The following is a 21,791-nucleotide window of genomic DNA, read 5'->3' as shown; positions in this document are numbered from 1 at the left end:
GGATACATTGCGCCATGCTATTACCTTGGCTAATTCTTATGCCCTTCATCGGTGGTCTGTTGAGTTGGCAGGCTGAACGCTTCGGTACCCGTGTACCGCGTTGGATCGCGTTAATCTCGATGGGGTTGACTCTGGTGCTCTCTCTGCAACTGTGGTTGCAGGGGGGCTACACCTTGGCGAATCCACAAGGGATACCTCAATGGCAAGAGGAATTTCTTATGCCGTGGATCCCACGTTTTGGTATCAGTATTCACCTTGCTCTGGATGGCTTATCGCTGCTGATGGTGGTGTTGACCGCACTACTGGGGCTGATGGCTATTCTCTGTTCATGGACGGAAAATCAGCCATATCAGGGCTTTTTCCACTTGAACCTGCTGTGGATCTTGGGTGGTGTGATGGGGGTGTTCCTCGCTATCGACATGTTCCTGTTCTTCTTCTTCTGGGAAATGATGTTGGTGCCGATGTACTTCCTGATTGCGCTTTGGGGGCACAGAGGTTCAGGCGGTAAGACTCGTATCACCGCGGCGACCAAGTTTTTCATTTACACCCAGGCGAGTGGCTTGGTGATGTTAATTGCGATTATGGCGTTGGTATTGGTTCACTATAACGGAACAGGTGAGTGGACATTCAGCTATCAAAAACTGCTGAATACACCCATGTCACATACCGTTCAATACTTGCTGATGCTCGGTTTCTTCATTGCGTTTGCTGTAAAAATGCCGGTTGTGCCGTTACATGGGTGGTTACCTGATGCGCACAGTCAGGCACCGACAGCGGGTTCTGTTGACTTGGCGGGTATTTTGCTGAAAACGGCGGGTTATGGTCTGTTGCGTTTCGCTTTGCCACTGTTCCCGGAAGCTTCTCATGAGTTCACACCGATTGCGATGTGGTTTGGTGTGCTCGGGATCTTCTATGGCGCATGGATGGCATTCAGCCAGACAGATATCAAGCGCTTGATTGCTTATACCAGTATCTCTCATATGGGGTTTGTGTTAATCGCGATCTATTCTGGCAGCCAGCTTGCTTACCAAGGGGCAATTATTCAGATGATTGCTCATGGTCTGTCAGCCGCAGGTATGTTTATTCTCTGTGGGCAACTTTATGAGCGCTTACATACCCGTGATATGAATCTCATGGGTGGTTTGTGGAAACGTGTGCAGTTCTTGCCTGCGTTATCGCTCTCCTTTGCTGTTGCGACACTGGGAATGCCGGGGACCGGTAACTTCATCGGTGAATTTATGATCCTGTTTGGTAGTTTTAGTGAATTTCCGTTAATTATAACGATTTCTGTATTTGGTCTGGTCTTCGCCTCTGTTTATGCCCTGTATATGATGCAACGTGCTTACTACGGTGAGGCAAAATCAGACGAACCACTAAGACGGATGGATATGCGAGAAGTATCCATTGTAATGGTGCTGTTGATATTACTGGTGGTGATGGGTTTCTACCCACAACCTATCCTTGATACTTCAGCGGCAGCGATGGATAACATCCAGACCTGGTATTCAGCTTCAATTTCAACTACAAGGCCGTAATTCGCCATGACAATAACTCCTCAACAACTGATCGCGCTGTTACCGCTGTTGATCGTCGGATTGACGGTAGTGGTTGTGATGCTGTCCATTGCGTGGCGACGCGATCACTTTATTAACACCACTCTGACCGTGGTAGGTTTGAATCTGGCTCTACTGTCTCTCTATTTTGTCGGACAGCAAGAAGCGATGGATGTCACTCCACTGGTTCATGTGGATCGCTATGCAATGCTCTATATCGGTCTCGTGCTGGTTGCGAGCCTGGCAACGACGACTTTCGCCTATTCCTGGTTAGAAAATTATCCAGATAACAAAGAAGAGTTCTATTTGCTGGTGCTAATTGCGACAGTGGGCGGGATTCTTCTGGCTTGTGCAAACCACTTGGCATCGTTGTTTATCGGCATTGAGTTATTAACTTTGCCGCTGTTTGGTTTGATTGGTTATGCATATCGCCAGAAACGCTCTCTGGAAGCGGCAATTAAGTATATGTTGCTGTCTGCGGCAGCCTCTTCTTTCATGCTGTTTGGTATAGCGTTGTTATATGCGGAATCAGGCGATCTCTCTTTTGCTGCATTGGGGCATCGCTTGTCTGACAGCTATATCTATCAACCTTTGATACTGTCAGGCTTGGGTATGCTGGTTGTTGGCCTTGGCTTCAAATTATCACTGGTGCCTTTCCATCTCTGGACACCGGATGTTTATCAGGGCGCGCCTGCTCCGGTCTCTACCTTCCTGGCAACAGCCAGTAAGATAGCGATTTTCGCAGTAGTGGTGCGTTTGTTTGTTGAAGCACCAATGGCGGATAGCGAAGCATTGCGCACGATATTAACCGTTATTGCGATTGCCTCTATGTTGTTCGGTAACTTGATGGCGCTGACCCAGACAAATATCAAACGTCTGCTTGGTTACTCTTCGATTGCTCACTTGGGTTATCTGCTGGTGGCGTTGGTGGCGGTACAGAATCACCAGCTTTCGGAAGAAACAGTCGGTATCTATCTGGCAGGTTATCTGTTTAGCAGTATCGGCGCATTTGGCGTTGTTAGCCTCATGTCCAGCCCATATAAAGGGCCGGATGCGGATTCCCTCTACTCATACCGCGGCCTGTTTTGGCATAAACCGATTCTGTCCGCGGTGATGACGGTGATGATGTTGTCACTGGCAGGGATACCAATGACGTTTGGCTTTATTGGTAAGTTCTACGTCATTGTGTTGGGTGTGAAAGCGGAACTGTGGTGGCTGACAGGTGCTGTGGTTGTGGGTAGTGCTATCGGTTTGTATTACTACCTACGGGTCATGGTGAGTTTGTACCTGCCTGCGCCGAAGGCTCTTAATCGTGACACACCAAGGAATTGGGCATCGACTGCCGGCGGGATCGTTGTTTTGATTTCTGCATTACTGGTGTTAGCGCTAGGGATTTGGCCTCAACCGCTGATTGATGTGATACAGCAAGCGAAAATTATTCTCTAAATAGCCAGTCAGTTGTACGGATTATTTGGAATAAAAACCCGGTAAGATCATCCTTACCGGGTTATTGCAATTTGTTGATTCAGAGGACAAGCTTATATTTATTTCAGCAGAATCCCGCTGTATTGTGATTCCAGATTGTCAAGGTAGTCTAGCTGATCGTGTATGAGTTTAGTCAGGCTTTGCTGACGGGTTTGATCATCTATGGTCTCCTGTAATTGGCTGGCAAAGATGCTCCATACTTGTTCCAGTTTAGTTGCCTGGAGTAATAGGGTAGTGCGTTCTTTATCGATTTGATGCACATCAGCGATACCGGCAATCCGTTGTTCTACGCCTTTTAACTGAGTTTTTAAATCGTCGCAATCTTCGGTTAATTGAGCGATTTGTTTATCCAATTTGATTCTGGCATCAGCTAGCTCAACATACTTTAGCCCGGTGGAGATATTGGTCAGAATCTTTTTAGTGATCTCAATTCCTTGTTTGATCGCTTGTTTGATCAATTCTTTTTTAGGGCTAGACAGATTCAGTTTGTCCAGTTCACTGACATCGGGAATATAGTCCTTAAACATATCGGCCAGATTATATTGACGGATAATATTTTGGCTTTCGATGAGCTTGTCGCGATCTGGGATTAATTTGGCCTTATCCTGCTCTTTCTGCGTAATATCGGCTTGCAGCTCTTCTTTTTTTTCCTGTTCTTCTTTCAGGCGCTCTTCCAGACGTTCTAAAATAACAACATTCTGAACATCAGCAATTTTGCTGGTCATTATATTAGCTTCTTCGTGGAAGCTGGAAATGACGTTTTTAACATCTTTATTTAAACTGCGTACTTGTTCTGAACGTGCTTCCAACAGGGTCTTTCGTGTCTCGTCATCCAATTCGGTATTTTCCAGAGCAGTATCAATTTCGATGATGGTCTGGAAATAGTCTTGAGGTGGGAGTTGCCTCAGAACAGTTTGTAGATGAGGCACAGAGGCGCGAGCGGCTTCGTCGATATCACGGCTATATAAGCTTATGCGCAGAGTTTTTTCCTGGATGATTTCAATGCCTGATTTTTGCTGGTGTGTTAAACGCCAAATGTTTTTCACCGCTTGACTCAAAGTTTTTACGCTGATTTCTGGATAAGTAATAGTTTTCTGAGGGAAAGTAATGACTTCAGTCATTTTAATACTCCTTTTTTCTATAGTCCTATGTAACACGGGGAACGATTAGTTATAGCGATGTTTGTATTCTTTCAATGCTTCATCGAAAACTTTGACTAATTGTTTAGCGGAACCTTCTACCTCTTTCCAAGGGTTTATGACTTGCTGGAATTTAGTGATAAAAGAGGTCAGATTCAGTGCATCGTTAATTTGGGTGAATTTGTCTTTAGACGCGCTGATCTGGGTCAGCATGGATTGCCACATGTAATCCAAATGGTTCAGAGCCACTTCTGCATCCAACAGACGGGTATCAATGTCGCTAAAATCAAGTGATAAACTAGTAATAGATTTTTGTAGTGCGCGTTTACCTTTGATGCTCTCTTCCAGGCTGCGTACTTCTTCGATCAGCATATTTTTACGTTTTCGCACTTCTTCTGCCTTGGAACCAAAAATGCCACCAGTAATAGCGAGGCCGATCAGTCCCCCTGCGATACCGGAGAAAGCTAATCCTACGAATCTATCGTAGTCTTTCTTGAGTTGGGTAATTTCCTCTTTTTTCTCAGTGATTTTATCGTCCAGATCTCCGATGCTGACCGACATCTTATTATCTCTCATCAGCTTTCGCTTATTTTCGACTTGCGGTTGTAAACCTAGAGCAATGCTGCCGTTTGACAATCTGCCACCAATTAGCTTTAGCTTGAAATCAGATACTTCGGTTTTGACCTTTTCAGTTTTCTCCCGCTGTTTATTAATATCATTTTTCATGGTGTCAAGGATTTCTCCCAGAACAGATGAGACTTCTCTATCTTCATGGGTGTAGGTGATCTCGGCGAGTTGTCTATGCGATATCCCTCCTAATCTCCTCTTTATGCGTGTGATAATTGGCATTTCATTAATGATACTAATGATATTTTCACCCGTTTCGGTGATTTGTTTGCCAACTACTTCCAGGTCTATGCTCTGTTGCAGAATATCGTTTTCCACATGGCTCCAGCTAAACGAGTGAGTGCGGATCTCTTCAAACAAAGTGTGAATATCTTCTGGTTCTAATCCGGCGATATCGATCTTTTGGTAACCCAAGTAGCTCTTTACTTCCTCAAGATTAAAAGGGAATGATAGCCCTTTCTTAACATACAGTTTGATATTAATCAGGTCTTCTTTGGTAAATATTCCTCCGGGGCGTGCAACACCTTCTCGTTTACCAGTCAGTAATTGCAAGGTAGCCGAGGGAATATCTGTTTCGTTTAGTGTTTTTTCCGCTGGAAGTTGAGCTAATAACATATATTTCTCCATTAGTGGTTCTTGCTTTATTGAAAAACTATTAAATACATCAAGGCACAACCGAACGTCATAATACTCATATTGTTAAATTAACGTTGTGTTTTTTATTGAATAATCCGAATTAAAAATACATATATTTCCGCGAGTAATTGTTGAAAAAATAGTTTTATTCATGAGTTTTATTAAATAATTTTTTGCATTGCAATTAATCTTAAATAAAATTATTTATGGTTTTTGTATATCTAATATATGGAATTAAATAATATGAATTTTTATTATTTTAATCATTAAATGTAAGAATGATCTTTTATTTCTCTTTTTTATATGGTTTGAAATTTCATTTTTTAATTGATGTTAATATGGTAAATATAAAATATTTTAATGTTGTGTTTTGAAAATCCAGTTAAAACAATTAGTTAAGTTGATTTATGATGTGGGGGTTATGTAATTTTCACCTTATTAATTTAAAAGGTGGATAATATGGTCTTTTTGTAAAGAATAAGTTAGATGTTTTTTTATTTGTCATTTATGGCATGTTTAAAAAATAGATGGAATCGTAATCTATTTTTTCAATGTCATTTAACAAAGGTTTTTGTTATTTTTAGATCTATATTTTAATTAAAGTCTTAATTATTTATATGATAATTCAAATTAACAAGCAATGAGATTTTTGAATAATCTTATTTGGCTATTGTGAAAATAAGATATGATTTTTTTGAAGAATAAGTGTTTATTTCTTTGTTTATAATAACGCTATTTAGTAGATTTTTCGTAGTAAGTAAAAGAGTCACTTTTTATAAATTGCATCGTGAAAATTGATCATACTAATGAACTTAGTATTCGTTATCTGAAGGACAAAATTTCTGATTTATCCTGTTTCAGTATTGAGATAATGGCATTCCGCTAACGGAATCGAACAAGTATAGTTACATAAATAATCAGGGCTTTAATTATTATTAATGCCCCGTATAATCCTAATTTTTATCACGTCTTTTGGGGCAGAAGTGGTGAATCAAATTGCTAATGTTGTCGCTAATGTATGCAAAACACTGAGTAATGAACAAGTTAGCGAAGTTGGTATCCAACAGATTTCATTTCCTTTGCCAGCAGGTTGCAGCACTTACTGGCTGGAATGGCTGGCAGTTCAGTCTCATTATCCACAGTTCTATTGGCATCACAGAGAGGGCCATGAAGAGGTCGCTGCTTGTGGGCAAATCCGTCTTTTCAGTGATATCGCTTTAGCCGAAGATTTTTTGTACAGAAATAGTCAGTTTCCACAGATACGGATCTGGGGGCTGAATGCTTGGGATCGGATTCAACCCGCTCGTATTACGCAATCCGAAGTAGGAGAAGCGGGTTATCTGTTTTTACCTCGTATCGAATTACGTCGCTGCCGTGACGAAAGCTGGTTGTATTTAAATATAGCTGGCCGACAAGATGTAAAAAATGCACAGGAATTTTTGCAACAGTTAGTTCCGCACCGGGAATTCTCTGCGTTACAGGCGGTGGTCGTGAACGCGGAGAATGTACCAGAGCGTACTCAATGGTGTGACTTGATTGAGCAGGCTTTGGAGACTATCACCCATCGTAAGATGGAGAAGGTTGTGATGGCGCGTAAGACGCAACTAATATTGAGTGAATCTTTAGCGGCTGGACAATTTATGGCAGTGAGTCGCCAGATAAATCACCGTTGTTATCATTTTATGCTGGCTTTTAATCGGTACGAGGCATTTTTGGCGTCTTCACCCGAACGGCTTTACTACCGTAAGCAGACTCAGCTTTATACAGAAGCGTTGGCGGGGACGGTTGCTAATTCTGATGATGCTCAGCAAGCCGAAAAATTGGGGCAATGGCTGCTAGGCGATAAAAAAAATCAGCATGAAAATTTGCTCGTTGTTGATGATATTTGTCAGCGTCTTCAAGGTGCCGTGGTTTCTGTCGATGTGGCTCCGCCAGATGTGATTCGTTTGCGAAAAGTCCAGCATTTACGCCGTCGGATTCAGGGAAAATTAAAGAATGCCCGTGATAGTGATTGTTTGCATCGTTTACAACCAACGGCTGCTGTTGCTGGATTACCTCGTGAAACGGCACGTGATTTTATTCGTGATAGCGAACCATTCAATCGTGATTGGTATGCGGGTTCCGCAGGATATCTCTCCTGTGAACAGAGTGAGTTTGCGGTTTCCCTACGTTGCGCAGAAATTAACGACAATTTACTTTCACTGTATGCCGGTGCCGGGATTGTGATGGGTTCTGATCCACAACAAGAGTGGATAGAGATAGAGAATAAAGCTGCCGGGCTGCGCACTTTACTGAAAGGTGAATAGTTAAATCTCCGATTAAATGGCAATTCATTGAACTAGGATAAAGAAATAATTATTTGTGCCGTTAGGCTAATAGTCAGCTTTTATAGAAATTCTTTGAGTAAACTATGTCAAACAGCGCATTTAACCGCCGCTGGGCGGAGCTTTTATTGGAAGCACTTACTCGTCATGGATTACGTCATGTTTGCATTGCCCCCGGTTCACGTTCCACGCCTTTGACACTTGCTGCCGCGGCAAATAACAAACTGATTTGTCATACTCATTTTGACGAACGTGGATTAGGGTATCTGGCTCTGGGATTATCCAAGGCAAGCAGAGAGCCGGTTGCCGTCATCGTGACTTCTGGAACCGCAGTAGCAAATCTCTATCCTTCATTAATTGAAGCCAGTTTAACCGGTGAACGGGTGGTTTTCCTTACGGCTGATCGGCCACCAGAATTGATGGATTGTGGTGCAAATCAGGCTATCCGTCAGAATGATATTTTTGCTTCTCATCCATGCCAAACAATCTCTTTACCAAGACCGACCGTAGATATTCCGGCAAGTTGGCTGGTTTCTGTTATAGATCATAGCATGGCGAATTTGCGGCATGGGGCCTTGCATATTAATTGCCCATTTGCTGAACCATTATATGGTAATGAAGAGCCTGCTTATGAAGAGTGGCAGCAGCAGTTGGGCGATTGGTGGAGGAGTAACGAACCTTGGTTAAGCCAGCCAGTCGCTAATGTTGTGGCGGAAGTACCGGATTGGCACTGTTGGCAACAGAAAAAAGGCGTTGTATTGGCTGGTCGAATGAGTGCCGAAGAGGGAGTTAATGTTGCTAAATGGGCAAAAGCATTGGGCTGGCCGCTGATTGGCAATGCGCTTTCACAAACTGGGCAGCCACTGCCTTGTGCCGATTTATGGCTGGATAATCCTCATGTGCAGGAAATCTTAGCGCCAGCGCAACTGGTAGTGCAGTTTGGTTCTAGCCTGATAGGGAAACGCTTGTTACAGTGGCAGGCGAAATGCCAGCCGCAGGAGTTTTGGATTATTGATCCGATACCTGGTCGGCTTGATCCTGCCAATCATCGTGGCAAAAAATTGACCTGTCATATTGCTGACTGGTTACTGGCTCATCCTGCACAGCCGCGTGTACCGTGGGCACAATCGCATACACCGTGGGCAGAAGAGCTCATTGTCTGGTCAGAAAAAGCCGTTAGTTGCGTCAGAACAGAATTGGCAGGGAAATTCGGTGAAGCAACGGTGGCCTATCGATTGCGTGAATTACTGCCTGAACGGGGGCAGTTGTTTGTCGGTAACAGCTTGATTATTCGTTTGATAGATGCACTGGGGCAATTACCAGCAGGGTATCCGGTTTACAGTAACCGCGGCGCTAGCGGCATTGATGGATTAATCTCCACTGCGGCGGGGGTGCAACGGGCAACAGCAAAACCTACTTTAGTTGTCATCGGTGATTTATCGGCACTTTATGATCTCAATAGTTTGGCTCTGTTGCGTCATCCTTCCTCACCAATCGTGTTAATAGTGGTAAATAATAACGGCGGGCAAATTTTCTCTTTACTACCAACCCCGGAAGAAGCAAGGCAACGTTTTTACTGTATGCCTCAGCAGGTTAATTTTGAGCATGCTGCGGCGATGTTCGGCTTGAAATATGTCGGCCCACAAAGTTGGCTGGAGTTACAACAAGGTATTGAACAGGCATGGCAACAAAATGAAACCACGTTGATTGAGCTAAAAGTGCCGGAGAGAGAAGGTGCTGAATGTTTGCAACAACTGTTAAAACAGGTGGCAATGTTGTGAGTCTGGCTTGTCGTAAGTTCAACGGTCACAACGACCGGCCTTGGCTGGTGTGGTTGCATGGATTAGTGGGCTGTGGTGATGAATGGTTGCCGTTAGTGAATCTGTGTGCTCAACATCCCTCATTGGTCATCGATCTGCCCGGTCACGGTGATTCCACTGACGTGCGGGTAAAAGATCTTATGGAGATGAGTTGTCTGTTATCTGAAACGCTAGCAGAGCAGCAAATTAGTCAATACTGGCTGATTGGTTACTCTTTAGGGGGCCGTATTGCTATGTATCATGCTTGTTATGGTGATATTCGGGGATTATGCGGGTTACTGATTGAAGGAGGAAATCCTGGGTTATTTTCCCAACAGGAGCGGAATAATCGTCTCGAACACGATAGAAATTGGGCCCGACGTTTTCGTTCTCAGCCGATTGAACAGGTTTTATCTGATTGGTATCAACAGCCGGTTTTTTCTGATCTATTACCTGAACAGCGTCAGCAACTGATCAAAGTACGCCGTCATAATAATGGCGATGGTGTGGCAAATATGCTGGAAAATACGTCACTTGGATATCAACCCTGGTTGGTCCCTTTACTGCAACAATTGAAGTTACCTTTTGTTTATCTGTGTGGCGAGAATGATAAGAAATTTCAGCAATTGGCAAAACGTTGCACTTTGCCGCTGCAAATCATTCCACGTGTTGGGCATAATGCTCACCGAGCGAACGCAGTAGCGTTTGCTGCGGCAGTAAACCATTTTTTTATCACTCTTTAATATATAAGGAATACGAATATGATTTACCCGAGCGAAGAAGAACTTTATGCCCCAATTACATGGCAGGACTGCTCCGAAGGGTTTGAAGATATTTTTTATCACAAATCCACCGATGGTATGGCTAAAATCACTATTAATCGCCCGCAAGTACGTAACGCATTCCGGCCATTGACGGTTAAAGAGATGATGCAGGCGTTGGATGATGCCCGTTATGATGACAATATCGGTGTGATTATCCTGACGGGGATGGGTGAAAAAGCTTTTTGTGCTGGTGGTGATCAAAAAGTCCGTGGTGATCATGGTGGTTATAAGGATGACAACGGCATGCATCATCTGAATGTCTTGGATTTCCAGCGCCAAATTCGCACTTGTCCAAAACCCGTTGTTGCTATGGTTGCTGGATATGCGATTGGTGGTGGTCATGTATTGCATTTGGTATGTGATCTGACCATTGCGGCTGATAATGCTATTTTCGGTCAGACTGGGCCTAAAGTGGGCTCTTTTGACGGTGGCTGGGGGGCATCTTACATGGCGCGGATTGTTGGTCAGAAAAAGGCCCGTGAAATCTGGTTTTTGTGTCGTCAATATGACGCTAAACAAGCGTTGGAAATGGGGCTGGTTAATACAGTTGTGCCTTATGCGGATCTGGAAAAAGAGACCGTTCGCTGGTGTCGTGAGATGCTGAAAAATAGCCCAATGGCCTTGCGTTGCTTAAAAGCGGCTCTAAATGCGGATTGTGATGGTCAGTCTGGCTTGCAGGAACTGGCAGGTAACGCCACCATGCTTTTCTATATGACAGAAGAAGGTCAGGAGGGACGTAATGCATTTGTTGAGAAACGCCATCCTGATTTCAGTAAATTTAAACGTAACCCATAATGCGTACTGCAACTTTATACCGGTTCAGATTGCCAATGGAGGCCGGTGTTATCCTGCGATATCAGCGGCTTAAAACCCGTGATGGTTTTTTGGTTCACTTACAGGAACATGGTCAACAGGGATGGGGTGAAATTGCACCACTACCGGAATTCAGCAAAGAAACCGTTGAACAGGCCGGTGAAGCAGCGGTGGCATGGCTTAAACAGAGGTGCCTTGGCGCTGAACCTGATGAAAGTAAATTACCTTCTGTCGCATTTGGGATTAGCTGCGCATTAGCTGAATTGCAGGGTAAATTACCGGAAGAGGCTGACTACCGGAAAGCGCCACTGTGTAATGGCGATCCTGATGAATTGATTGTTCGTCTCAGTAACATGAGTGGGCAAAAAGTTGCCAAAGTGAAAATCGGGCTGTATGAAGCTGTACGTGATGGCATGGTCGTTAACGTTTTGCTGGAAGCGGTGCCGGATTTGTCTTTGCGGCTGGATGCTAACCGCAGTTGGAGCCGTGCTAAAGCGGACAATTTCGCTAAGTATGTCAATCCTGATTACCGCAACCGAATTGCCTTTTTGGAAGAACCATGTCAAACCCCGGAACAATCGCTCTCTTTTGCCCGTGATACAGGGATCGCCATTGCATGGGATGAAAGCGTTCGTGATGAAGGTTTTAACGTAGAGGCGCAAGCAGGGGTGACGGCTATTGTGATTAAACCCACTTTGATAGGAAGCCTTTCCCGTTGCTGTCAGTTGATTTCAGTCGCGCACAATGCTGGATTAGAGGCAGTGATCAGCTCCAGTATTGAAACCAGCTTCGGTTTGACTCAGCTTGCCCGTATTGCTCATTGGCTGACGCCAGCGACTATTCCTGGACTGGATACGCTGGAATTGATTCAGTCTCAGTTGGTGCGCCGTTGGCCGGGTAGCACGATGCCAGTAACAAGATTGGACGAGTTAGAAATCGCATGGCGCAGTTAAATCCATTTTCCCAGTGGCCGTGGCGCTACTGGGCGTCGTTTAGCCCTGAAAATATTGCTGTTAAGTTGTGTGATCGTTCCCTAACCTGGCATCAATTAGCTATCTCTTTGGATACCATAGCGGCCAATTTTCGCCAACAGGGGGTAGTTGAAGGAAGTGGCGTAATGCTGCGAGGAAAGAACAGCGAAGAGATGTTGTTTTGTTATCTTGCGGCTTTACAGTGCGGTGCGCGGGTATTGCCACTAAATCCTCAATTGCCTGAAATGCTCTTGGCTGAATTACTGCCACATTTGAATATCGATTTTGTGGCTGATTTTTGTGGTGACAACTTGCCTGTGATGGATGCCAGATCCCTCGATTGGCAAAGTGAACCACTAAATTCTGATGATAATTCAGTGGCATGGGATGCTATGCGTCCGGCCAGTATGATACTGACCTCTGGCTCTTCTGGATTGCCTAAAGCGGCTGTTCACTCGATTTATGCTCATCTTGCCAGTGCGCAAGATGTACTTTCAGCAATCAATTTTCAGCAGCAAGATAGCTGGCTGCTCTCATTGCCGTTGTTTCATGTATCGGGCCAGGGGATTACTTGGCGCTGGTTAATGAAAGGGGCCTCTTTGGTGCTAGGAAATAGCAATCTGTTGGATCACGCTCTAGCTGATTGTACTCACGCGTCATTGGTTCCGACTCAGCTTTGGCGATTACTGGAGCAGTCACAAAATCAGTCATTGAATTTGAAACAAGTGCTGTTAGGTGGATCAATGATCCCCATTGAATTGACTCAAAGGGCAGAGCAACAAGGTATTCATTGCTGGTGTAGTTATGGTTTGACCGAACTGGCTTCAACAGTATGCATTAAACGGGCAAATGATCTTCCCGGTGTCGGCAATCCCTTACCGGGCAAAGAAATTCGGCTGATAAATGAGGAAATTCAGATTCGTTCTGGCAGCCTTGCCAATGGATATTGGTTGGATGGTAAATTACAACCGTTAGCTGATCGTGATGGTTGGTTTCATACCCGTGATCGAGGAGTGATACAAAACGGTGAGTTACAAATACTTGGCCGGATGGATAATCAATTTTTCAGCGGTGGAGAAGGGATTCAGCCGGAAGATATTGAACGGGTGATTAACACCTACCCGCAGGTCGCACAAAACTTTATTGTTCCCGTACCCGATCCTGAATTTGGTTATCGCCCTGTCGCGGTGATAGACAGTAATTCATCTGAGGTTATTGATACATTACCTGAATGGTTGATGGGTAAACTGGCTTCTTTTCAGCGCCCGATCGCTTACTATCTGCTACCTAAGCAGTTTAAAAATAGCGGCATTAAAATTTCCCGCCAGCAAATTAAAAAATGGGTGATGGATTTACCCAGTTTTTCTTGATCTATATCGATTAAACTATCATAATGATAGATATCTTTTTGATAGGAGATTTCATGGAAGAAAATGGATTGCCTATAATCAGAGAATTTCCTCTGAATTCTGTATCAGCAAAGAGAATTATCAGTGAGTTAGCTGAGAATCACACGGGGCGTATTAAATATACTCATCATGTTAAACAAAGAATGGTTGAGCGAGGAGTGACGACTCGGCAAATCATTAACGTATTAAAGAGCCGACATAATCATATAACAGAGCAACCACATCAAACGGCGAGTGGTGATTGGAAATTCAATCTTCAAGGCATTGCGGCGGGAGAATTGATCGAAGTCGTTATTGTTTTAAAAAGATGTGAGTATGACCCGTCTTGTTTTGTGATTACGGTAATAGTTAAATAAGGATAATATTATGTATCGTTATGTTGAAAGTGGATTATCAAATATTTGGTTAGCGAATGGATTTCAACAGGAAATAACTGATGATGAAGTTTATATCAGTATCGATAATCTTGATGAATTGCATCGTTTAATTGCTAAGGTATTAGTTTCATTGAAACGCCCACTGTCAGCAGAAGAAGTTCGTTTTTTACGTATTGAAATGAATATGTCGCAAAAGCTCTTGTCTAACTTGTTGGGCGTTGATATTCAGACAATTGCTCGTTGGGAAAAGGGGCAATCGGGTATTCCAAGGGTTGCTGATGTTGCTTTACGTTCTCTTTACACAGAATCAATTGATGAGCAAAGTTATATTGGTGACATGCTGAGAAAGCTGTCAGAAACCAGTATCCAGCAGCAAGCAGAAAAATTGGTTTTTGCTGAAAAAGATAATATGTGGCAAAAGCTGGCATGGTGAAAATATTCAATTGAACACTTTGTACTGCCCATTATTTATCGTGTAATAATGGGCAGAGATGGTTAAAAGACAGTGTTGTTAGACATTATCCTTTCATTTTTTTCAGCGCGTTTTCAACACCGGCACCATATTCTGGGTGAACTTTTCTAAATAACTCAACCTGACGGCGTTGAGTATCTTCATGTGCTTGCGATAGCTCACTGGCGATACGATCAAACATACGTTGATGCTCTTTACTGTTTATTAACATAAACAATTTACGAGGCTGGCTGAAATAATCTTCATCTTGACGATGGTTCCAGTGGTCGGCATCTCCTTCTAAAGCTAATGATGGATGTTTGAATTCAGGCTGTTCCTGGAACAATCCCGCATTGTTTGGTTCATAAGTCACTGTATTTCCGCTGTTGCCATCGACACGCATTGCCCCATCACGGTGGTAATTATGGAACGGACAGCGAGGTGTATTGACCGGAATTTGATGGTGGTTAACACCAAGACGATAACGTTGAGCATCACCATAAGAGAACAGACGGCCTTGTAACATCTTATCAGGGGAGAAACTGATACCTGGCACGACATTAGCGGGGTTGAAAGCAGCCTGTTCAACATCTGAGAAATAGTTATCAGGGTTACGGTTTAGCTCGAAATAACCGACATCAATCATTGGGTAGTCGCCGTGAGGCCATACTTTGGTCAAATCAAATGGGTTGTACGGTAACAGATTAGCTTCTTTCTCTGGCATGATTTGGACTTTTAATTTCCAGCGTGGATAATCTCCTTGCTCAATTGCTGCAAACAAGTCACGTTGAGAACTTTCACGATCTTTACCTACCAGCGCTTCTGCCTCTTCGTCCATCAGATTTTTAATGCCTTGCTGACAGCGGAAATGGAACTTCACCCAGAAACGTTCATTATCTGCGTTGATAAAGCTGAAAGCATGGCTACCAAAACCGTGCATATGACGGAAAGATTTAGGTACGCCACGGTCACTGAAATCAATGGTTAATTGGTGCAGTGTTTCAGGTTGATGAGAGAAGAAATCCCATTTATAGGCAGGATTACGTAAATTAGTGTGAGGATCGCGTTTAACAACATGGTTAAGATCTGGGAACTTCAATGGATCACGAAGATAGAATATGGGGGTGTTGTTGCCGACTAAATCCCAGTTACCCTCTTCAGTATAGAACTTAAGCGCAAAACCACGAATGTCACGTTCAGCATCTGCTGCGCCGCGCTCACCGGCGACGGTTGAGAAACGGGCAAACATCTCGGTTTTTTTGCCTATTTCAGAAAAAATCTTAGCTCGGGTGTATTTAGTAATATCGTGAGTAACCACAAAGATTCCATGAGCTCCAGAACCTTTGGCATGCATACGGCGTTCTGGGATCACTTCACGATCAAAATGGGCAAGCTTTTCTAAGAACCAAACATCTTGTAACAACATAGGACCACGTTGACCCGCGGTCATGACATTATTGTTGTCAACGACAGGGGCACCAGCATTCGTTGTAAGTCCTCTCTTTTTCATCACACTTCTCCTGTTTTACATGAAAAAAAACAGCGGAATCGCTGATTAAGAAAAATATTCTGGTCAAATGGTGAAATGCAAATATTGTGTTTTTTTATAATTTATTTATTATTTTATTATTTTATTATTTTATTATTTTATTATTTACTATTTAATGCGAAATTTATTTACATAGTTAAATATTAAATACATGAAATGAAGAATTCACACATATTTAGTAAGTATAGATGATTCATTTCTTTTTGTTGTCTATCGGTTTAGTTGTATTTACGTAAGATGTGTAACATTAAGTAAATAAAGAGGAAATGTAATGAAGATTTACCTTGCTGCGGTAGCAACCAGTTTGTTGTTCATGGCTGAGTCTGCGAATGCAATTTCCGTGAATGTTCAGGCTGGTCGCCATTTCACCAATACTTCTGCGGCAATTGGTGATAACAGTGCTGGCTTATCTTTCAATGGTAACTGGGCACGTAGTGATCATAACGGGCAGTTAGGAAGTTTGGGAACCGCATTTAGCCTGCCTGTCGGTCCATTGACGGCCAGCATTGGCGGTAAGGCTCTCTATTTATCCCCTAAAGATGGGAAAAATGGTGAGGCATTAGCGGCAGGTGTGGGTTTGAGTTGGGCTGTTATGCCCTCTTTAACTCTGTACGGTGAAGTTTACGGTGCGCCATCCAGATTAACTTCGGGTATTAATTCTTATGCTGAGGCTGCGGGTGGTTTACGTTTTACTGTATTTAAACCGTTGACGGTGGATGCCGGTTATCGGGTTATGAACATGAGAGGGAAAGAAGGAAATAGAGATAACAAATTGGCTGACGGATTTTATATCGGTGCCGGTTTGAATTTCTAATTTACTTTTGTGTTTTGTCCGCACCATTTCTGATGCGGACAGTTTCGACTGCTAATTAACCCACTTCTGGCAGTAAACCACTGACAATACCTATTTGGATAGTAATTACCGTAATTCCGCAAAGAAATATCAGAATCAAAGCGGGTTTTCCGCCTTTTACCCGATAGTCTCTTTGCTCAATTTGACGGCTGCGCCATGCCAGCATGGAGGGCAGTAACAGGGCGAGAATGGACAGTGCTACCGCGGCGAAAGTTAACGCCATAACAAAGTTTGGATAGTACAAAGAGCAAAGTAGTGGGGGAACAAAAGTAATGATGCCGGTTTGCAGGCGGCCTGTCGCATTATTACGGCGTTTGAACAGATCTGCCATGTAATCAAACAAACCTAAGGAGACCCCAAGAAATGAGGTTGCCAGCGCCAAATCGGCAAACAGGCGGACAGCAAGCTCTACACGAGGCGTCGCGACAACCTCTCTCACCGCTTTTAACAGCCCATTCAGCCCTGATTGTTCCGCTAAGATCCCGACAAAAGTATGAGAAGAGATGGCACCCAGTGTGGCTAATTGCCATAAGATATAGGCAGTTAATGGGATAGCACTACCGATAACAAATATTTTGCGTAACTTACGGGTATCGCCCCCCATATAATTCACGATACTTGGCACACTGCCGTGAAAACCAAAAGAGGTGAATACCACGGGAATAGCGGATAATACCAAACCTTGTTCCAAAGGCATTGACATCAGGTTAGTGCTTTTGATGTGGGGCATCATGACGGTCAGCATAATAACCAGGAAGATGATTTTTGCCGTAAATAACAGGCGATTAATCATATCGACAGATTGAGTGCCGATAGTGACAACACAACCTGCGACAAGGGTGAAAATCAGTACGCCAAATGAGACAGGAATAGGTTTATCCAGCCATAAAGAGAGGCTGCCTGACAGCAATTCACCGGCACCACTGATATAAGCGGTTGTCAGGGCATACATGAGGAAGAGCATACTGAAACCGGTGAGCCATTGTCCTCCTCGACCAAGATAACGTTTTGCCAGCGTTCCCAGTCCCGTATCGGCCGGGCTGTATTGATAAACTTCCACCAGCAATAAAGCGGTATAGCTCATCAAAACCCAAAGAGCGACTAACATCACGAAGGTTGTTCCAAAACCGACACCGGCTGCTGCCAGCGGCATCGCCAGCATTCCTGCGCCAATTGTCGTGCCCGCTACGATAAAAATACTGCCAAGAGTACGATTCTTCACGCTTTCCCCTAGTTTCTGAACTGATTGAAATCGTTATGGAAAGGCAGGCTAAAGGATTAATTTATTTATGTCAAATTAAGGTTACACTTAGTGTAAATAAATAATTACAATTGTGTTTTTGCATGATCGTAAATTATGTATTTCGTTAAATATAAAAAGTTATTTATTCTATTAAGTATTTAAAAAACCAGACTTTATTCACACTTAAATAAGAAAGTTTTTTATTTTAATCTGGATTGCTAATTAAAATAAGACGTTATTCATTATTTTAACAATTAACGCATGGTGAAATAAAAATTATCAATGGAAAGAATAACTGTTTGTCATACCGTTCATCATATTCAATTTGAAGGCTCTGAGAGCCTTTCCCGATCAGCAAGGGAAAAACTAATACAGCCTTATTTATCCCGTTGCTTAACTTTTTTATCGCGTTGCTTAACTTTGCCAGATATTAATGAACTGGTGCGTAAAGTATCGAATGCCTTGTTATTCCAGATTTAAAATGTCATCTTTTGGTGCAAATTTGAGTATCTATATCTATGCAGGAGCATATGTATGCTGCTTGAAACAATAACATCTTTGGAATGCAGCCTTCACGACGTCCGGCGGCATGACAGAGCATGGCTTGATAAAATCCTTCATCCTGATTTTCTCGAAATAACTCGCTCAGGTTACTTAGTCGGTCATAGTGAAACGATTGACGCCCTGATAGCTGAAAATAGCACTAATTGCATTGTAAGTTCTGACTTCCGGCTGACGGTAGTGGGAGAAATGTGCGTTATTTTACTTTACAGAACTCACAACCAGGACGGTAGTCATGTTGCACTGAGGACATCAACTTGGGTATTTTCTGATGAACATAATTGGCGGCTGATTTTTCATCAAGGTACACCATGTGGCTTATAGGCTAAGGTATGCCAGAGTCAGTGCTGTTGCCCAAGGATTTAACACAACCTAGCAGGCGGCCATAGATGGGAGCATTGAATGGCAGCAATTACGTTAGTTGCGATAAATCCTGATTTTGCTCCATCGAATAAAAATACATTTGGCTTTCCTATAGTTGATATGAATCAATGGGAATTAAGTGAAGGTAATCATTTTAGTTATTGCTTTATTGATGAGTTTAATTGTGTGATTAAAGTAGATATTTATCAGGAGGCTATTAGGTTGATAATAAAAGAGAAATATAAATTATCCAGTTGGGTTAAATGCAGTCATTCTTTGTGGTTAGGACTTGATGATGAGGGAAATATTATTAGTGTCCTAATAAAATAATTATCGAAAGAAGATATCAATAATTTCTTTAATGCTATTTCATGAGTAATCTCTGCACTAAAATAAATCTCATTATCAGGATGTCTCAAAATATCAAGTATTTAGCCTGATAATTTTTTAAGTTCAATTAAATACCAAAGAAGAATATGTGTATCTAAGAGAAAGCTTATTTACTTGTCTTCTCCTCCAGATATAGCCTGAATTTCTAGATCATATTTGGAAAACTCTTCTTCTGTCGGTACTGACATTTTGCCTGCCAATGTACCAATTGGTCTGAGTTTCTTTGAGGATTTGCCAAATACTCCGATTGGTTTTTTCTCAGGTGAAAAATGAGTGATTTTAGGATGTTTAGACACAGTTTTCATATAGCCTCTCATAATTAAACACTTAACTTAATTTCAATCAATATCTTGGAGGATGCTAATTTAGACTAGTTCAATAAGTATGGAAACTTTATTTATCAGGCATTTGTCTGATAGAGAATTAAGTAATAATAGTAGACTCATTCATTATTAGTTTCCGGCCTGAATACCACTCGTGAATTATGCAGCCTACGAATAATATCGAAGACGAAATTATAGCTAAATAGAAAAACGTTCAAACTGATTAAAAAGAAGTTAATAAAGTCTTTTAGATAATTTATTAACTTCCGATATTTTTAATAAGCTCATATATATTTGGTTTTTATTTCCCCCTAAAACCGATTTATTCATTTTTATATTGTAAATAATTCTTCATTCTATAATCTTTTAATACTTGGTCTATTACCCAACTGGTTCGTGAGCCTGATTCTCCTGTTGATGGGCAAAATCCTTTTCCTTGTAATTCATTAATGATAGTGTTAATCAATGGCATCTCTATATGCTTTGGATTATCAATATTAAATTGGTGTAATTTATTATTTTCGTCATAATATGAAATGGCTGAATTTCCAAATGTAGAGAAAGATATTTTTCCTTTAGTACCAATTATTTCAACATTATCTCCTCTAGAGTTCGACACAAAATTCCATATACCCACACCTTGAATATTATTTTCAAACATAAATGACATTGATACACAATCTTCAGCGGGATAAGCATTCCCTTGTGAATTTGCATGTCCTTTGACAGAAATAATCTTTCCTAAAAGAAAGTCTAATATATCAAGAGTATGACATGCTAAATCAACAAATAACCCACCACCGGAAATTTCTGGATTAACAACCCAAGGTAAATGATGAGGATCTTGGTAACATTGCTCTGTCTCTCTGTAAAGTATACAACTTACAATTCTTGGTGTTCCTATCGCGCCTGACTCAATTAATTCTTTGATCTTTAAAAATCTTGGCAATGCTCTTCTGTAATAAGCTACAAATAAGGGAACATTTTGGGATTTACAAGTCGCGATCATCTCATTACATTCTTCGAATGTTAATGCCATAGGTTTTTCTACATATATTGCTTTACCGGCTTTAGCCGCTAAAATGGTATATTCTTTATGTGTAGAGGGCGGTGTTGCAATATATACTGCATCAATGTCTTTGTCATTAATCAGTGAATTAGCGTCAGAATACCATTTAGGGACATTATGCCTCTTAGCAAAATCCTCTGCTAAATTAGCGTTGCGCCGCATTACTGCAACTAATTCAGAATTATCTAATTTATAAAACGCAGGGCCACTTTTTACTTCAGTGACATCACCACAACCAATAATGCCCCATTTTATTGTTTTTTTCATTTTATTTTCCCAATATGTTTATATCGAATTCTTTCTTAATAAAATCTTGGTGAAGATTATAATAAAATTCTGATTTATCCCATTTTTTTCGTTCCAATATATGATTATATAACATGTTTTTTACTTCTAAATCAAGCGAGTTAATATAATCTTCATCAAATTTCTTATAATCCATTACACCGAAGTGACATGTGGGTTCACATCTATTAGTATGGTAACCCAATTGTATTGTTGCGCGATTATGTTTCAGTATGCCACCATATCCTCTATGTATTGCCAAATTATTATAAAAGATAGCTTCTCCTGGATTTAGTATGATTTTTTCACCGATATTAATGTCAGGCGATTTCATTGGGGCTATTTTTTTTGAACCAGAAAATAATGCTTTTTCTATATTATTAAAATTACGAATATGGCTACCTTTTACAAACCATAAACATTCATCTTTATATAACGGTATGTTTATTTGAATATTATTATGGAAATGCTTATCTGAATACCATGAGTCGAGAATTTCTTCATCAGGAATTTGTATTACATCACGATGCCAGCCTTGACGGTAGTCAACCCCTTTATTTGCGTAGAATAATGAGGCACCATCAAGTATGATGTCTCCACCTTTTAATAAATGGCTACAAATCTCAATAATTTTATTATTATTAATAATTGATTGAATTCCCTTAATTGCCATTTTGGGTTGAATAAATTGAATATTAAACATCTTATCATTATTTTTTTGATATGATTATGTATTATATTTAAGTA

At 41.7% G+C, this 21,791-nt stretch carries 21 protein-coding genes; 14 read left to right on the top strand and 7 right to left on the bottom strand.

What is annotated here, in order from left to right; translation table 11 throughout:
* The first annotated feature begins 14 nt into the window (after window positions 1-14).
* Entirely contained in the window at window positions 15-1,535 is a 1,521-nt protein-coding gene (gene nuoM, locus EAE91_RS06985; protein WP_214087845.1) for an NADH-quinone oxidoreductase subunit M, read from the top strand.
* 6 nt (window positions 1,536-1,541) lie between these two features.
* Window positions 1,542-2,999 carry an NADH-quinone oxidoreductase subunit NuoN gene (gene nuoN, locus EAE91_RS06980; RefSeq protein WP_214087844.1) on the top strand — a complete coding sequence of 486 codons (1,458 nt, stop codon included), beginning with the start codon at window positions 1,542-1,544 and terminating at the stop codon, window positions 2,997-2,999.
* A 98-nt stretch (window positions 3,000-3,097) separates the two neighbouring features.
* Here the strand turns inward: nuoN and EAE91_RS06975 are convergent, their stop codons facing one another.
* Window positions 3,098-4,159: an alpha-xenorhabdolysin family binary toxin subunit B gene (locus EAE91_RS06975; RefSeq protein ID WP_214087843.1), complete on the bottom strand. Its 1,062-nt coding sequence runs from the start codon at window positions 4,157-4,159 to the stop codon at window positions 3,098-3,100.
* Between the two features lie 45 nt (window positions 4,160-4,204).
* Window positions 4,205-5,431 carry an alpha-xenorhabdolysin family binary toxin subunit A gene (locus EAE91_RS06970; RefSeq protein WP_214087842.1) on the bottom strand — a complete coding sequence of 409 codons (1,227 nt, stop codon included), beginning with the start codon at window positions 5,429-5,431 and terminating at the stop codon, window positions 4,205-4,207.
* 995 nt (window positions 5,432-6,426) lie between these two features.
* Here EAE91_RS06970 and menF point away from each other — a divergent pair.
* From menF to EAE91_RS06930, 8 genes are all read left to right on the top strand, one after another.
* The gene (gene menF, locus EAE91_RS06965) at window positions 6,427-7,746 is read left to right on the top strand and encodes an isochorismate synthase MenF (RefSeq protein ID WP_214087879.1); all 1,320 of its coding nucleotides are present in this window, start codon (window positions 6,427-6,429) and stop codon (window positions 7,744-7,746) included.
* A gap of 104 nt (window positions 7,747-7,850) precedes the next feature.
* Window positions 7,851-9,545 (top strand): 2-succinyl-5-enolpyruvyl-6-hydroxy-3-cyclohexene-1-carboxylic-acid synthase, encoded by a 1,695-nt coding sequence (gene menD / locus EAE91_RS06960; protein WP_214087841.1) that lies wholly within the window; start codon window positions 7,851-7,853, stop codon window positions 9,543-9,545.
* Complete coding sequence (menH, locus tag EAE91_RS06955; protein WP_244868706.1) at window positions 9,506-10,306, top strand: 2-succinyl-6-hydroxy-2,4-cyclohexadiene-1-carboxylate synthase; 801 nt, start codon at window positions 9,506-9,508, stop codon at window positions 10,304-10,306. The genes menD and menH overlap by 40 nt, the downstream gene beginning before the upstream one ends.
* Window positions 10,307-10,324: 18 nt before the next feature.
* On the top strand, window positions 10,325-11,182 hold the full coding sequence (gene menB / locus EAE91_RS06950) for a 1,4-dihydroxy-2-naphthoyl-CoA synthase (protein ID WP_214087840.1): 858 nt from the start codon (window positions 10,325-10,327) through the stop codon (window positions 11,180-11,182).
* Window positions 11,182-12,153, top strand: coding sequence for an o-succinylbenzoate synthase (gene menC / locus EAE91_RS06945; protein ID WP_214087839.1), 972 nt, complete (start codon window positions 11,182-11,184; stop codon window positions 12,151-12,153). The genes menB and menC overlap by 1 nt, the downstream gene beginning before the upstream one ends.
* Window positions 12,141-13,541, top strand: coding sequence for an o-succinylbenzoate--CoA ligase (gene menE, locus EAE91_RS06940; protein WP_214087838.1), 1,401 nt, complete (start codon window positions 12,141-12,143; stop codon window positions 13,539-13,541). The genes menC and menE overlap by 13 nt, the downstream gene beginning before the upstream one ends.
* 53 nt (window positions 13,542-13,594) lie before the next feature.
* A complete protein-coding gene (locus tag EAE91_RS06935) occupies window positions 13,595-13,936 on the top strand; it encodes a DUF4258 domain-containing protein (protein WP_036812032.1) in 342 nt (113 codons plus the stop codon).
* A 10-nt stretch (window positions 13,937-13,946) separates the two neighbouring features.
* The gene (locus tag EAE91_RS06930; protein ID WP_214087837.1) at window positions 13,947-14,390 is read left to right on the top strand and encodes a helix-turn-helix domain-containing protein; all 444 of its coding nucleotides are present in this window, start codon (window positions 13,947-13,949) and stop codon (window positions 14,388-14,390) included.
* Between the two features lie 85 nt (window positions 14,391-14,475).
* Here EAE91_RS06930 and EAE91_RS06925 read toward each other — a convergent pair whose 3' ends face one another.
* Window positions 14,476-15,918 (bottom strand): catalase, encoded by a 1,443-nt coding sequence (locus EAE91_RS06925; protein ID WP_214087836.1) that lies wholly within the window; start codon window positions 15,916-15,918, stop codon window positions 14,476-14,478.
* A 310-nt stretch (window positions 15,919-16,228) separates the two neighbouring features.
* On the opposite strand from EAE91_RS06925, the gene EAE91_RS06920 reads away from it, so the two are divergent.
* Complete coding sequence (locus EAE91_RS06920; RefSeq protein ID WP_214087835.1) at window positions 16,229-16,771, top strand: YfaZ family outer membrane protein; 543 nt, start codon at window positions 16,229-16,231, stop codon at window positions 16,769-16,771.
* Window positions 16,772-16,826: 55 nt separating this feature from the next.
* On the opposite strand, the gene tyrP is transcribed toward EAE91_RS06920, so the two are convergent.
* A complete protein-coding gene (gene tyrP, locus EAE91_RS06915; protein WP_214087834.1) occupies window positions 16,827-18,032 on the bottom strand; it encodes a tyrosine transporter TyrP in 1,206 nt (401 codons plus the stop codon).
* Window positions 18,033-18,335: 303 nt separating this feature from the next.
* Between tyrP and EAE91_RS24555 the strand changes: the two genes are divergently transcribed.
* The 3 genes from EAE91_RS24555 to EAE91_RS06900 all read left to right on the top strand — a co-directional run bounded on the left by EAE91_RS24555 (window position 18,336) and on the right by EAE91_RS06900 (window position 19,307).
* Complete coding sequence (locus EAE91_RS24555) at window positions 18,336-18,533, top strand: POTRA domain-containing protein (protein ID WP_214087833.1); 198 nt, start codon at window positions 18,336-18,338, stop codon at window positions 18,531-18,533.
* 54 nt (window positions 18,534-18,587) lie between these two features.
* Window positions 18,588-18,938: a nuclear transport factor 2 family protein gene (locus EAE91_RS06905; protein ID WP_214087832.1), complete on the top strand. Its 351-nt coding sequence runs from the start codon at window positions 18,588-18,590 to the stop codon at window positions 18,936-18,938.
* A gap of 78 nt (window positions 18,939-19,016) precedes the next feature.
* Window positions 19,017-19,307, top strand: a complete 291-nt coding sequence (locus tag EAE91_RS06900) for a hypothetical protein (RefSeq protein WP_214087831.1) — start codon at window positions 19,017-19,019, stop codon at window positions 19,305-19,307.
* Between the two features lie 170 nt (window positions 19,308-19,477).
* Here the strand turns inward: EAE91_RS06900 and EAE91_RS06895 are convergent, their stop codons facing one another.
* From EAE91_RS06895 to EAE91_RS06885, 3 genes are all read right to left on the bottom strand, one after another.
* Window positions 19,478-19,672: a hypothetical protein gene (locus EAE91_RS06895; protein WP_214087830.1), complete on the bottom strand. Its 195-nt coding sequence runs from the start codon at window positions 19,670-19,672 to the stop codon at window positions 19,478-19,480.
* 340 nt (window positions 19,673-20,012) lie between these two features.
* On the bottom strand, window positions 20,013-21,026 hold the full coding sequence (locus EAE91_RS06890) for a Gfo/Idh/MocA family protein (RefSeq protein WP_214087829.1): 1,014 nt from the start codon (window positions 21,024-21,026) through the stop codon (window positions 20,013-20,015).
* A 1-nt stretch (window position 21,027) separates the two neighbouring features.
* Window positions 21,028-21,747: a phytanoyl-CoA dioxygenase family protein gene (locus tag EAE91_RS06885; protein WP_214087828.1), complete on the bottom strand. Its 720-nt coding sequence runs from the start codon at window positions 21,745-21,747 to the stop codon at window positions 21,028-21,030.
* Window positions 21,748-21,791: the final 44 nt, after the last annotated feature.

Source organism: Photorhabdus noenieputensis (assembly GCF_018448935.1).
GTDB lineage: Bacteria > Pseudomonadota > Gammaproteobacteria > Enterobacterales > Enterobacteriaceae > Photorhabdus > Photorhabdus noenieputensis.
Note: the sequence above shows the minus strand (reverse complement) of the source record. Positions and strands in the feature narration are given on the sequence as shown.